The sequence below is a fragment of the Citricoccus muralis genome, from assembly GCF_029637705.1.
Classification (GTDB): Bacteria; Actinomycetota; Actinomycetes; order Actinomycetales; family Micrococcaceae; genus CmP2.
Genome location: NZ_CP121252.1, coordinates 558,515 through 572,162 on the forward strand (window position 1 = coordinate 558,515; position 13,648 = coordinate 572,162).

The following is a 13,648-nucleotide window of genomic DNA, read 5'->3' on the forward strand; positions in this document are numbered from 1 at the left end:
CACTAAGTTGTGCGGGCTTAGCTGCGCTTCATATAGGCATTGATGTCGTTGCTGTTGAACAGGTCCGGCACGGTCCAGCCATCGAGGTCATATTCGGCCATGCACTGCTCGACCATTCCGTTCATCACGTTGGTGGTGCCGTTGTTCATCGCGTTCATCAACATCTCGACGCGCACGTTCTCGTGGTTGCCGGAATAGTTGCGCTCGTAGAGCTCGTGTCGACCGCCAAACTCGGAGCCGATCGCATCCCAGAGCAGCTTCATGAGTTTCACCCGGTCGACCGCCTCGATGCCGTCGGAGCCGCGCACATACTTGTCGAGGTAGGGGCGGATCTGAGCATTCTTGAAGTCCAGTGCACCGGAGGGAAGATAGATCAGTCCGGAGGCGACATCCTGCTCGATGATCTCCTTGATGCGTGGGTACCCCTGCGCCATGAACATGCGGTAGGCCATGCCGTAGTCCATCTTCGGTAGCACCGACCCATTGGGGCCCTCATCGGGGTTGAGCATCATCGCGTCGGCCAGTGCCCAGAACATGTTGCGCCACCCGATGACTTCGCCGGCGCGGGCCTGTACGCCGCGGAAATCCTTGGTGCCAGCGATCTCCAGGGCCTTCAGTAGCAGTCCGGCGATGAAGTCGAGCTTGACGGCCAGCCGGATACAGCCCTGGAACGTGAACCGCTGAATGAACCCGGTCTGCGGCATGAACCCGTTGATCTGATCCGGGTCACCGTAGGCGAAGATGTTCTCCCAAGGCACGAGGACCTTGTCGAAGATGAACACGGCGTCGTTCTCATCCATCCGCGACGACAGCGGGTAGTCGAACGGCGTCCCCGTCACCGCCGCGTTCTGCGCGTAGGAGGTGCGGGAGATGAGCTTAATGCCCGGTGCGTCCATCGGCACGGTGCAGATGATCGCGAACTCCTTCTTTTTGATCGGCAGGCCGTAGTGGGAGATGAAGTTGAAGTTGGTGATGGCCGAGCCGGTGGCCACCACCTTGGCGCCGGAGACGATCACCCCGTTGTCGGTCTCCTTCTCGACCCGCATGAACACGTCTTCAACCTGGTCTGGCGGCAGGTGCCGATCCACCGGTGGGTTGATGATCGCGTGGTTCCAATACAGGATCTTCTCCTGGGATTCTCGGTACCAGCGCTGAGCGTTTTCCTGGTAGGGGGAGTAGAACTCGGGCATCGCGCCCAAGGTGCCGAGGAAAGCCGCTTTGTAATCGGGGGAGCGTCCGAACCAGCCGTAGCTCATTCGCGCCCATTCCTCGATGGCGGTGCGTGACTCCTTCAGGTCCTCGACGGAGCGGGGCACCTTGAAGAAGGGGTGCGTCAGGCCGCCGTTGCCCGTATCGGTGGGAACGAGCAGCTTGTCGGCGTGCTCAGGTTGGTGGAAGCCGTCGTACATGCGGGCCACCATGCGCACCGAATTGCGGAAGGCGGGGTGCGTGGTCACATCCTCCACGCGCTCACCGTGGATGTAGATCTCGCGGCCGTCGCGCAAGGATTCGATGTACTCATCACCGGTCATCGGCAATTGCGGGTTGGCCGGAGTAGTACGGGTGGACATGTCGGTGATCGTCATGATGGCGATTCCTCCTTGATCGATGTGGAAATTTCTTGGGTCTCTGAGGGTGTGCGCGTCGGCTTAGAGGGAGTCGAAGGAGGTCGATCCTTCGAACCACCCCATCGCCAGACTGTCTCCGGAGGCATCCCAGGGCGCTCCTTGGGCGAAGCGTCCCGTTTCGCGGAACTTCCCCGAGACGAAGAGCAGTGGTTCGACGTCGTTGACTTCCAGGGCGATGACCTCGCCGATCACGATGAGGTGATCGCCGCCGTCGTAGATGCGCCAGGGCTTGCACTCCAGCGTTGCGGCGTTGCCCTCGAGCACGGGGATGCCGTCCTCGCAGCGCCACGCGGGCGAGCCCTTCATGGGTTTTCCGGCGAAGTTCAGGCAGACATCTAGCTGGTTGACGGACATGATGTTGATAGCGAAAGGCGAATCCTCCAGGTACTGGCCCGCCTTGTTGCCGCGGATCAGCGTGACCTGCGCCAGGGGCGGATCCAGTGACACGGCGGTGAAGGCGTTCACGGTGGCTCCGTGCGGCGTGCCTTCCGGGGTCTGGCAGGTCACCACGGTGACGCCGGTGCCGAATTTGCCGAAGGTTTTACGGAGATCTCGCGAGGTGAAGGTGTTTTCGAGCGGCTCCTCGATGGGGGCCGGGGCGGTGTTCGTCGCATTCATGATGATTCGGTGCTTTCCTCAGGGGACTCACGGTGCGGACGCTGTAGTGTGTGATGTGCGTCACTGCCCATGCTGGCGGTGAGGGGTTCCCCGGTTCGACTCTCTGTCCCGTACGGGCAAGTCGATGGCCGAATCCGTCAAGAATTCAGGGCTGTGCGGCGGCGCGTGCCTCGCGCGGGCTGAGCCCGGTGTGCTCCCGGAAGGTGCGCGAAAAATGCGAGGCGGAAGGGAATCCGCTGCGCAGGCCCACCTCGCTGATGCTCAGCTGGGGCTGCTTTTCCATGAGTTTCTGGGAATGGTGGATGCGCTGACGGGTGACCGTTTCGCTGAACGTTGTTCCCTGGTCGGCGAAGATCCTGCTGAGCTGGCGCTCGCTGACACCCACTGCCCGGGCGGTCTGGGCGCGATTGAGGTTCGGGTCGGCGAGGTGATGGTCGATGACGCGCAGTGCTCGCTCGTGAGTCGAGCGATAATCCGGGCCGGCGCCGTGCAGGGTGCGTTCCATGAGCTCGACGGTGAGGTCCTCGGCCGTTTGAGAGTCCAGGTCGGGGCGCTTGAAGGCTCCCAGGATGAGTCGGGCCATCTCTAGGGCGCTCTGACATTCGGGGCTACCCTGTGCCGCGCTTGCGGAGAAGTTCACGGTGCGCGGCTGGCGCAAATCTGCGCCTCGGGAGATCTGGGTGAAGGTGCTCTTGGGCAGGGTGAGGACGAGTTCGTGAACTCCGACGCTGAATCCGCGCAGAAACGGGGAGTCGGCATCGCAGAGTAGGGCCTGACCCCGGTGCAGGACATGCGTGCCCTGGTCGCTATGGAAGAACGATTCGCCGTCGAGGCAGAGGAAGAGCGCGACGTCCTCGGTAGGGTGTGCGGTGATTGTCGATTGGGAGCGCTCGACGACTTGCGGCGAGCCGCGGACGTGGGCGAACCGCAAGGTGGGAAGGTGTAGATTCCGTTCCTCGGCGCGCAGGGGACTGTCGTCCAGGGTGCGAATATCGAGGCCGATCAGGGCATTCGTGTTGTGCGCCTCCCAGAACTCGATGCGCTCGCGGTGCGGGATCCGTTCGGTGGTGAAAGAAGCGAATGCGGGCGCGGTCGGGTGGGGCGTCGTTGCCGCGTCGTCGGCAGGCATGGTGTCGTCGGTCATCACGTGCCCCTTCTGGATCAGGAAGTCTCGCCGGTGCGGTGAGCGAGACCCTGCCCACCATGTGATGTAAATCACAGATGCTCTCTCCAGTCTAGGTACTGCCCGCAGAGCGCAGAAGGACGGAATTCGTCTCGATCCGGACGCGCCGAGTATCAATACGGCACCAGATGCGGGTCATGCGGGGTCACACAAGGGTGCTTTCGGCCCCGAGGCGCGCGGTCCGGGTTGCTTCGCGGCCGGGCAGTCGTGGTTAAATGTGTCACGAAACCCATCCAGAGCGACTGAGAGATCTGGCTCCACGACGTCGCAGCAACCACCCGACCTCGGGGAATCCGAGACCGGGACGGTGCTACCGCCAGAACCGATGGAAAGGAGCATCCTCGTGTCTGTCATTTCTGCCACTTCCGCCCCCACCGCCTCCGTCTCCGCGACGCCGCGATTGGAAGAACTGGAACCGCCGCAGCTTCCATCCGGATCGGACTACCCCAGCCTCTCAGCCCACTTCGCCCCACTTTTCGAACGCATCGCCGCCGGGGCGCGAGACCGCGACCTGCATCGCGAGTTGCCCTTCGCCGAGATCGCCGCGCTCAACCGAGTCGGATTCGCCTTGTTGCGGGTACCCCGCGAGCACGGGGGAGTCGGTGCCAGTGTGCGCACCTACATCCGGCTGCTCATCGACCTGGCGGCCGCCGATTCCAACGTGGCCCATCAATACCGCTCCCACGCCGGATTTGTGGAGTCGCTGCGCTTCCTCGACGACGATCGTTCCCGCCACTGGTATGCCCAGCTGCGCGCCGGCGCCACCGTGGGCAACGCGTCCACCGAGAAGGGCGGCAATGCCCTGGGCACCCTGAATACGGTGCTCACCCAGCGCTCGGGCGGCGCCGACCAGGATGCGACGTGGGTGCTCGACGGCGAGAAGTTCTACGCCACCGGCTCCCTGTTCGCCACCCACACCCGCGTCTCGGCCAGCCTGACCGGACCCGGTGGTGACGTCACCGGTGAACGCTCCTTCGCTGTCGTGCCCACCACGGCGGCCGGGGTGGAGCTCGAGGACGACTGGAACGGCTTCGGCCAGAAGCTCACCGCCACCGGCACCGCCCGCTTCCACGAGGTCGAGGTGGAGCCCCTGGCGGTGCTGCCGCGGCGGATCGGCACGCCGGAAGCGGTCTTCGAGGCCTCGTTCTTCCAGCTGGTGCTGCTCGCCGTGCTGGCCGGCATCGCCCGCGCCGTGCGCGAGGAGACAGCAACCGGGGTGCGCGAACGCAAGCGCACCTTCAACACCGGTCTGGGGCTGCCCTACCGCGAGGATCCGCTGATCCAGGAGGCCACGGGTAACATCGCGGCCACCGCCTTCGCCGTGGAAGCCACCGTGCTGCACGCCGCCGGCACCTTCGACGATGCCCTGGCCGAGGCTGCGCGCACTGGCGCCGACCGCCACGACCACAGCGGAGCGGTGCCCGCCGAGTTCTACACCGCCGAACTGGCCATCCAGCAGGCGCAGATCACCGTGCCGGAGCAGACCATCCGGGTCGCCTCCGAACTCTTCCTCACCGGCGGGGCGTCCAACACCGCTGTCGAGAAGGGGCTGGACCGGCATTGGCGCAACGCCCAGACCGTGGCCACGCACAACCCCATCGTCTTCCGCTCCCGGCAGGTCGGCGACTGGTTCATCAACGGCACCCTGCCGCAAGGGCTGTCCGCTATCGGCGATGCGCCGGCCTCAGCGGCAGCATCCGCACCAACTCAAGAATGACGTCACATAACGTCATCTTCGACGGTTCGTGATCGCTGCAGAGCGTTTGTGAACCGTATGACGAGATGCATGACGCTCGTCATGGTTCGTCATGACACGCGGTTCGTCCCCGTGTTTGAATGGACCGGTAACCATCCAGAGCGACCGAGAGACCTGGCTCGTCGACGTCGCAGCAACCCGCCCCACGAGGCGAAGGTGCTAATGCCAGCAACGATGGAGGATTCTCATGATCTCCCTGCGCCACGTCACCACCACGTTCAAAGGCGGTGACATCACTGCGGTCGACGACGTCAGTCTCGACGTGCGCCGTGGCTCGATCCACGGCATCATCGGCTTCTCGGGGGCCGGCAAATCCACACTGCTGCGCAACATCAACCTCCTGGAGCGCCCCACCTCCGGTGAGGTCTGGGTCGACGGCGAAGAGCTCACCGGGCTCAGCGCGGAACAGCTGCGCCAGCGCCGCCACCAGATTGGCATGATCTTCCAGGGCTTCAACCTGGTGAACAATCACACCGCCGTCGCCAACGTGGAACTGTCGCTGACCTTCGCGGGCGTGACGAACCGGCGTGAGCGTCGTCGTCGGGCCCTGGAGGCACTGGAGCTGGTGGACCTGGCCGACCGGGCCAAGGCCTACCCTGCTCAGCTCTCCGGTGGGCAGAAGCAGCGTGTGGCCATCGCCCGCGCCCTGGCCACCAAGCCGAATGTGTTGCTCTGCGATGAGCCCACCTCCGCACTGGATCCATTCACCACCGCCACGGTGCTTCAGTACCTGGCCGACATCAACGCCCAGCTGGGCATCACCATCGTGGTCGTCACCCACGAGATGGAGGTCATCAAGGCCCTGGCCGACGACGTAACCGTCATGGAATCCGGCGCCATCGTCGAGCAGTTCACCACCGAGCAGCTGCGTTCCGACAGTTTCCGGCCGCACACCGCGATCGGCTCCTACCTGATCTCCGAGGGCATCTCGGTGGATAAGGGCCGCACGGGAACTCTCGAGGTGCCCGCCACGCTGGCCACTCACGAGGACGTCGACGCCGCCTCTGTTACGGCGGACGACGCCGCAACGACGCTGCAGAAGGTGGGGAACTGACATGGAACGCATCATTGAACTGCTTCCCGAATTCACCGCAGCGCTGTTGCAAACCTTCGCCATGATCGGGGTCGCCATCCCGATTGCGGTGCTGCTGGGCACCCCGCTGGGCATCTGGCTCGTCAACCACGCCCCCGGCGGGATTTCACCCTCGCCGCAGCTGCACCGGGTGGTTTCCGCCATCGTCAACGCGGTGCGCTCCTTCCCGTTCCTGATTCTGCTCATCGCGATCATCCCGTTCACCCGGTTCGTGGTGGGCACTACCGTGGGCACCGCGGCGGCTATCGTCCCGTTGACGGTCAACGCCATCCCGTACTTCGCCCGCCTGGTGGAGCAGAACATCAACCAGCTGGGCACCGGGCCCATTGAGGCCGCCCGCGCCATGGGCGCCACCCGCGGCCAGATCATCCGCTCCGTGATGCTCGTGGACGCCCGACCGGCCCTGATCGGTTCGATCACCATCACCACCGTCTCCTTCATTTCCTACTCGGCGATGGTGGGGCTCGTCGGTGGCGGCGGTATCGGCGACTTCGCCATCCGCTACGGCTACTACCGGTACGAAACCGAGGTGATGTTGGTGGCGATCGCGATCATGCTACTGCTGGTGACTGCCGTCCAGGTCATCGGGAACCGGTTGGTGCGCGTCACCGACAAGCGCCTGGCCTGACTCTCCTGGTCCTCGCGGCCACTCCTCAGCTGCACCCGCGCCTGCGCCGGCGCCATGTACCGTCACCGCCGTACCCGCTGCGCACTCTTCGTGGCGCCGAAAAACATCTCAGCGTCCCTGAAAGGACCCCTCTATGTCATCCTCGCCCATCTCCGCTGCCCCGTCTCGCCGTGCACGCGGACTGTCCACCGTCGGACTCAGCCTCGTCGCCGGCCTCGCCCTGACCTCCTGCGGACTGGCCAATGCAGGATCCTCGGTTGACGAAGACCAGACCATTTCGATGATCCTCACGGAATCTGCGCCGTACCAAGAGCCCACCGAAATCGTGAAGGAGAAGCTCGAGGAACAGGGCTGGACCCTGGAGACCACCTACGTCACCGACATCATTCAGCCCAACCAGGCCGTGAGCAATGGCGAGTACGACGTCAACTACTTCCAGCACCTGGCCTACCTCAACCAGTTCAACCAGGACAACGGCACCGCGGTCGAGCCGATCTTCTCGGTCTTCTACGCCCGGGCCGGGGTGTTCTCCCTGACTGTCGACACCCTCGAGGACCTGCCCGACGGCGCCCAGGTCTCCGTGCCCGTGGACACCTCCAACAACGGACGCGCCCTGGCTCTGCTGGCCGACGCCGGAGTCATCGAGGTGGACGAGTCCAAGCAACCCACCGAGCTCTCCCAGCGCGACATCACCGCCAACCCCAAGAACCTGGAGTTCATCGAGGTCGACCAGCAGTCCCTGGCTCAGACCCTGCCCGACGTCGACGCCGCCTTCGGCTTCGTCCGGCTCGTGGCCGAAGCCGGCTACGACACCGAAGACACCGCCCTGGTGCTGGAATCCGACCCGGCGGTGGAGCTGCCCTTCACCAACGGCATCGCCGCCCAGCCCGAGTTCCGCGATACCGAAGCCGCCCGGGTGCTCCAGGAGGCCTACCAGTCGCCGGAGATCGCCGAATGGTTCGCCGACTACCAGGGCGGGGTCCTGGACTACACCGACCAGATCACCATCGAGAACTCCGCCCAGACCTGGTCCGACTACACCGCCGAATAATCCAGACCTCCGTCTCCCACACGAAAGAACCCGATCATGAACACTCGCACCACCGGCCGCACCACCCTCGTCAGCACCCTCACCCTGGGAATGGCTGCCCTGTTGACCCTGAGCTCCTGCGGACTGGTCAACGCCAGCTCCGATGCCGATGCAGACCAGACGATCTCGATGATCGTCACCGAATCGGCGCCCTACCAGGACCCCACCGAGATCGTGAAGGAACAGCTGGAAGAACAGGGCTGGACCCTGGAGACCACCTACGTCACCGACATCGTGCTGCCCAATGAGGCGGTGAACAACGGTGAGTACGACGTGAACTTCTTCCAGCACCAGGCCTACCTGCGCCAGTTCAACCAGGACAACGGCACCGAGGTCGAGTCCCTGTTCTCGGTGTACTACACGCACTCCGGGATCTTCTCCTTGGAGTACGACAGTCTGGATGAGCTCCCCGACGGCGCCCAGGTGGCGATCCCCGTCGACACCTCGAACAACGGCCGCGCCCTGAAACTGCTCGCCGAGGGCGGAGTGATCGAGGTCGACGAGACCAAGGAAGTCACCCAGCTCTCCCAGCGCGACATCACCGCCAACCCGAAGAACATCGAGTTCATCGAGATCGACCAGCAGTCCCTGGGCCAGTCACTGCCCGACGTCGACGCCGGGTTCGGCTTCATCCGCTCCATCGCTGACGCCGGCTACGACATCGACGACACCGTGCTGCTGCTCGAAGAAGACCCCGAAGTGAAGGTGCCCTTCACCGTGGTGGTGGCCGCCCAGCCCGAGTTCCGCGACACCGAAGCAGCTCAGGTGCTGCAGGAGGCTTACCAATCCGAAGAAGTTCAGCAGTGGTACGACGAGTACCTGGGCGGCGGCGTGGTCACCTACGAAGGCTCGATCACCGTGGAGAGCTCCGCCGAGAGCTGGGCGGAATTCTCGAAAGCCACCGACTGAGCAGTCCGTCCCACCCCTGACGTCTGAGCCACTCGAAGGAGCGAAGCACCCCGATGACCACCCGCATCGCGTCCCCCGCCGATCACGACTACCGTCGCCTGCGCGAGCAGTATCGTGATATCTTCGACGACATCGCCCGCGGCGAGCTCGCCCGCGAAACCGGACGCCACCTGCCCTTCTCGCCGATGGAGTCCCTGCGCTCACGCGGATTCGGTGCGCTCACGGTGGACACCGAGGACGGCGGCGCCGGCGCGGGTCACGAGACGGCGCTGCGCCTGCTGATCGATCTCGCCGAGCTCGACGCCAACACCGCCCACCTGGCCCGCAGCCAGCTGATCTTCGTCGAGCACGTGCGCATGCAGGCCTCCGCCGAGCTGCGTCGCAAGTGGTTCCGCCACATCATCGACGGTGAATGGTGCGGGTCCGCCCTCTCCGAGAAGACCAGCGCCGGGCTCGGCGACACCTCCACCAAAGTGTGGGAAGACGACGCCGGATCCCTGCTCATCACCGGGGAGAAGTACTACACCACCGGCACCATCTTCTCCACCTGGACCCTCGTCAATGCCCTCGTCGACAAGCCGCTGGCCTCACGCCGCGTGCGCCGGCAGCGTCGTCGCGGCGACACCGGGGTCACTTCCGCTTCGGCCGCCCGTGCCCTCGCCCTCGTGCGAGTACGCCAGCCGCGGGTGCAGGTGAAAGACGACTGGGACGGCTTCGGCCAACGCCTCACCGGCACCGGCACCCTCGAAATGAAGGGTGCCGGGGTGGAAGACCTCCTCGATCCGCCGCCACCCAACGGGCTGGTCCCGATCCATCACGAAATCACCCTGCTCGCGCTGATGGCCGGAATCGGCCGCGCCGCATTGAAGGAAGGAATCGAACTCACCCGCAACCGATCCCGGGTGTTCAACACCGGCGGAGGGGTCCGAGCTCGGGAGGACGACCAGCTGCTTGGCATCATCGGTGAGCTCTCCGCCCAGCAGCACACGGTCGAGGAGCTGGTGCGCGCTGTCGGCCGCGACCTCGACCTGGCCGCTGATGCCGAGGCCGCCGGCGAGGAGGCTGCGACCCAGCGCGCGGAACTACTGCGCGAGGCCGGCCTGGCCGCCCAGCGGGCCCACGTGGTCATCCCGCGCCTGGTGCTCGACATCTGTACCCGCATCTTCGACACCCTGGGTGCCTCCGCCACCTCCAACGAGCTACAGCTCGACCGGCACTGGCGCAACGCCCGCACCCTGGCCTCCCACGACCCGGCCGCGTTCATGGCCCGGATGATCGGCGACTGGGAGGTCAACCGAGTGGAACCGGTGCCGTTTCTCGGCGTCGGCGAAACCGACGATGAGGAGACCGACTAGTCCGGTAGCCCCATCCTCAGATCGATACACGAAGCAACACAGTGCATTCCGCCCCCACCCATGTGTGATGGAATCGGACAGTACCCATCCAGAGCGGCCGAGAGATCTGGCTCCACGACGCCGCAGCAACCACCGGACCGTCCGGCAGGTGCTCATGCCAGAACCGATGGAAGGAGATTCCTCATGCCCGACGCAACCTCGAATCAGCGCAAGATCCTCTTCAACGCCTTCGACATGAACTGCGTGGCCCACCAGTCACCCGGCCTGTGGCGCCACCCGGATGACCACGCCCGCGACTACAACAAGCTGTCCTACTGGACCAACCTCGCCCAGATTTTGGAGCGCGGGCTCTTCGACGGGCTGTTCATCGCCGACGTGCTCGGCCCCTACGACGTCTACGGTTCCAGCTCGGAGGCCGCGCTGACCTCCGGCGCCCAGACCCCTGTGAACGACCCGTTTCTGCTGGTCTCCGCCATGGCGGCGGTCACCCAGAACCTCGGCTTCGGCGTCACCGCAGGCACCGCCTACGAGCACCCGTACCCCTTCGCTCGCCGCCTGGCCACCCTCGATCACCTCACCGAAGGCCGTGTGGGCTGGAACGTGGTCACCGGGTATCTGCCCTCGGCGGCGAAGAACATCGGTCAGGACGACCAGATGGAGCACGACGAGCGCTATAACCACGCCGATGAGTACCTCGACGTCGTCTACAAGCTGCTCGAATCCTCCTGGGAGGACGACGCGGTGCTCTACGACAAGGAGTCCGGCGTCTTCGTCGACCACACCAAGGTGCACAACATCGAGCACGAGGGCACCTACTTCAAGACCCCTGGCATCGCCGTGACCGAGCCCTCGCCGCAGCGCACCCCCGTGATCTACCAGGCCGGCGCCTCCACCCGCGGCCGTGCCTTTGCCGGTAAGCACGCCGAGGCCGTGTTCATCAACTCGCCCACGGACGAGCTGATCTCCGGCACCGTGAAGAAGATCCGCCAGGCTGCTATTGATGCCGGCCGCGATGGCGGCGACGTGAAGATCTTCTCCATGCAGACCATTGTCACCGGTGCCACCGATGAGGACGCCTGGGCCAAGTACCGCGAGCTGACCCAGTACGTGGATCCGCTGGGTGGCCTGGTGCTGATGAGCGGCTGGATGGGCGCCGACTTCTCCAAATTCGAGCTGGACGAGCCGATCGGCGAGATCGAATCCAACGCCATCCAGTCGGCCGTGGAGACCTTCAAGAAGGCGTCCGGCGATGAAGGCAACGAGTGGACCGTGCGTCAGCTGGCCGAATGGTGCGGCGTGGGCGGATTCGGCCCCGTCATCATCGGTTCCGGCGAGACGGTCGCCAAGGAGCTGGTCCGGATTCAGGACGAGACCGACGTCGACGGCTTCAACCTGGCGTACCACATCACCCCGGGGACCTTCGAGGACATCGTCGAGTACGTGGTGCCGGAGCTGCAGAAGCTCGGCCGCTACAAGACCGAATACACCGAGGGTACGCTGCGCAACAAGCTGCATGGCGAGGGCGATCACTTCAAGGACAACCACTACGCCTCGAAGTTCATCCTCCGGAACCGTGTGAACGCCTGATCACGCCCCAAATACGGCTAGACCAATGGCGGGGGGGGGGGGGGGGGGGGGGGGGGGGGGGGGGGGGGGGGGGGGGGGGGGGGGGGGGGGGGGCGGCCCCCCCCCCCCCCCCCCCCCCCCCCCCCCCCCCCCCCCCCCCCCCCCCCCCCCCCCCCCCAACCCCCCCCCCCCCCCCCCCCCCCCCCCCCCCCCCCCCCCCCCCCCCCCCCCCGCCATTGAATGAACGGTGTGCCGGATCAGCTACCGGCGGTGTGCTTACCCGGTGCCTCCGGGTTGCCGCCGCCTTCTGCTTCCAGGGATTCGGCCGGATCGGAAACGGTGTCCGGGTCAGCGACCGTTGCAGCGTCATCGGAGGAGTAGCCGGTGGATTTGTCCACGAATCCGGCGGCCTTCTCGGCGGCATCGCCGAACTGGGGAGCCTTCTCCTTGACGGCGTCGGTGGCCTTCTCCGCCACATCGTGGACCTGACGCTGGGTCTTCGGGTCTGTCCAGAAATCTTGAGCCTGGCGGGCGATCTCTTCGGCCTTGCGGCGGCCTTCACGGGAGCCGGCGAAGTAGCCGATGGCGGCACCCGCACCGAGGGTGAACAGTCGACGGACGCTGAAAAGCTTCATGGTCTACCTCTATCTTTCGCACAGACGACGAGATGGGTTGTTCCATCCCGTTACTCTGCCCCATTTTTGCGAGTCGCCGCGGTAAAGGTCAATGACCGGTGCGCTGAGAATACGGTGAGAATCCCCTCAGACTCCCCACACCTGGGCCAGAAGTTCGTCGCTGCGCCGTTGGGCTGCGGGGTCCGCCATGCCACCGCTCACCAACACCTCGTCCGCACCGGCGAAGTCGATGAGCCGCTCAAGCTGTTCACGGACCTGGTCGGGTGTGCCCGTGATGACCTGATCCAGGTGTTCATGAAGACGACGACGCTCGCGGTCACTCAAGCCGGCGAGGTCTAGCTCGTCGACCGGTTGCAACGGCTCGAAAGAACCGACGGTGCGCGAACGAGTCAGTGCCCAGGCTTCCGGCAGTGCCAGCTGGGCCGCGTCTTCGGCTTTGTCGGCGACGGCGACCGAGACGGCCACCACCACCCACGGTGCCTGGCGCCGGTGCTCCGAGGGGACGAAATCTCGCCGGTAAGTGGCAATGCCCTCATGGTGTTCCCCCGGGTCGGCGTCCCGTGCAGCTGCCATGAGACCAGGGCCGCCCACCACCACCCCAGTACCCAGTTGCGCGGCGAGCGGGATGGACCGTGATGACGCCAGAACAAACAGTGGGGTCTGTGACCGATCTGCCGGCTGGGCGGTGACTTCGGCGCCGTCGTCGTGACGATCATCGAGGTAGGCGATCAGTTCGCGTGCCTGGTCGCCGGCGTCAAAGCGGGCCGAATCGTCCTGTCGTAGCGCCCGAGGCACGGGCGCGGTGAATCCGACCGAGGAACCGAGCCCGGCGTCGATGCGGCCGGGGGCGAGGGCTTGCAGGGTAGCGATCTGTTCAGCCATTACGAGTGGCTGGTGGTCCGGCAACATGATGCCGCCGGAGCCGATACGGATGCGTTCCGTGCGCGCGGCGAGTGCCGCCATCAGCACGGTGGGCGCTGAGCCGGCGATTCCCGGCACTGCGTGATGCTCTGCCACCCAGAAACGGTGGAAGCCCAGCGCCTCCGCAGCCTGGGCGCGGGTGATAACGTCAGCGAGGATCTGGCTGGGTTCGACGGCGACGCCGCCCCGACGTCGGGTGTTGGCGCGATCCAGCAGAGACAGGGGCACCCGGGCCGTGGCGGGGATGCGATCAAAGGTGGTCACCT

The 13,648-nt window shown here is 65.3% G+C and carries 12 protein-coding genes and 3 riboswitches; of the genes, 7 read left to right on the top strand and 5 right to left on the bottom strand.

Features of this window, described 5'->3' with window-relative positions; genetic code table 11:
* Positions 1-17: 17 nt before the first annotated feature.
* The 3 genes from P8192_RS02530 to P8192_RS02540 all read right to left on the bottom strand — a co-directional run bounded on the left by P8192_RS02530 (position 18) and on the right by P8192_RS02540 (position 3,390).
* Positions 18-1,586 (bottom strand): 4-hydroxyphenylacetate 3-hydroxylase family protein, encoded by a 1,569-nt coding sequence (locus tag P8192_RS02530; RefSeq protein WP_278158249.1) that lies wholly within the window; start codon positions 1,584-1,586, stop codon positions 18-20.
* Positions 1,587-1,649: 63 nt separating this feature from the next.
* A complete protein-coding gene (locus P8192_RS02535; RefSeq protein ID WP_278158251.1) occupies positions 1,650-2,246 on the bottom strand; it encodes a flavin reductase family protein in 597 nt (198 codons plus the stop codon).
* A gap of 145 nt (positions 2,247-2,391) precedes the next feature.
* Positions 2,392-3,390 (bottom strand): helix-turn-helix transcriptional regulator, encoded by a 999-nt coding sequence (locus P8192_RS02540; RefSeq protein WP_278158253.1) that lies wholly within the window; start codon positions 3,388-3,390, stop codon positions 2,392-2,394.
* Positions 3,391-3,655: 265 nt separating this feature from the next.
* A riboswitch (SAM riboswitch) is annotated at positions 3,656-3,761 on the top strand.
* Between the two features lie 11 nt (positions 3,762-3,772).
* On the opposite strand from P8192_RS02540, the gene P8192_RS02545 reads away from it, so the two are divergent.
* The 7 genes from P8192_RS02545 to P8192_RS02575 all read left to right on the top strand — a co-directional run bounded on the left by P8192_RS02545 (position 3,773) and on the right by P8192_RS02575 (position 11,847).
* Complete coding sequence (locus P8192_RS02545) at positions 3,773-5,146, top strand: acyl-CoA dehydrogenase family protein (protein WP_347403422.1); 1,374 nt, start codon at positions 3,773-3,775, stop codon at positions 5,144-5,146.
* A 128-nt stretch (positions 5,147-5,274) separates the two neighbouring features.
* A riboswitch (SAM riboswitch) is annotated at positions 5,275-5,366 on the top strand.
* 6 nt (positions 5,367-5,372) lie between these two features.
* Positions 5,373-6,239, top strand: a complete 867-nt coding sequence (locus tag P8192_RS02550; RefSeq protein ID WP_278158255.1) for a methionine ABC transporter ATP-binding protein — start codon at positions 5,373-5,375, stop codon at positions 6,237-6,239.
* Position 6,240: 1 nt separating this feature from the next.
* Positions 6,241-6,906, top strand: a complete 666-nt coding sequence (locus P8192_RS02555; RefSeq protein ID WP_270106283.1) for a methionine ABC transporter permease — start codon at positions 6,241-6,243, stop codon at positions 6,904-6,906.
* Positions 6,907-7,039: 133 nt separating this feature from the next.
* Positions 7,040-7,957, top strand: coding sequence for a MetQ/NlpA family ABC transporter substrate-binding protein (locus tag P8192_RS02560; RefSeq protein WP_278158258.1), 918 nt, complete (start codon positions 7,040-7,042; stop codon positions 7,955-7,957).
* 36 nt (positions 7,958-7,993) lie between these two features.
* Positions 7,994-8,905, top strand: a complete 912-nt coding sequence (locus P8192_RS02565) for a MetQ/NlpA family ABC transporter substrate-binding protein (RefSeq protein WP_278158259.1) — start codon at positions 7,994-7,996, stop codon at positions 8,903-8,905.
* Between the two features lie 53 nt (positions 8,906-8,958).
* Positions 8,959-10,260 (top strand): acyl-CoA dehydrogenase family protein, encoded by a 1,302-nt coding sequence (locus P8192_RS02570; protein WP_278158260.1) that lies wholly within the window; start codon positions 8,959-8,961, stop codon positions 10,258-10,260.
* Positions 10,261-10,341: 81 nt separating this feature from the next.
* Positions 10,342-10,433: riboswitch (SAM riboswitch) on the top strand.
* Positions 10,434-10,443: 10 nt separating this feature from the next.
* A complete protein-coding gene (locus P8192_RS02575; protein WP_270106279.1) occupies positions 10,444-11,847 on the top strand; it encodes an LLM class flavin-dependent oxidoreductase in 1,404 nt (467 codons plus the stop codon).
* Between the two features lie 236 nt (positions 11,848-12,083).
* Here P8192_RS02575 and P8192_RS02580 read toward each other — a convergent pair whose 3' ends face one another.
* Complete coding sequence (locus P8192_RS02580; RefSeq protein WP_278158262.1) at positions 12,084-12,461, bottom strand: hypothetical protein; 378 nt, start codon at positions 12,459-12,461, stop codon at positions 12,084-12,086.
* 126 nt (positions 12,462-12,587) lie between these two features.
* Positions 12,588-13,646 carry an MsnO8 family LLM class oxidoreductase gene (locus P8192_RS02585; protein ID WP_278158265.1) on the bottom strand — a complete coding sequence of 353 codons (1,059 nt, stop codon included), beginning with the start codon at positions 13,644-13,646 and terminating at the stop codon, positions 12,588-12,590.
* Positions 13,647-13,648 lie beyond the last annotated feature (2 nt).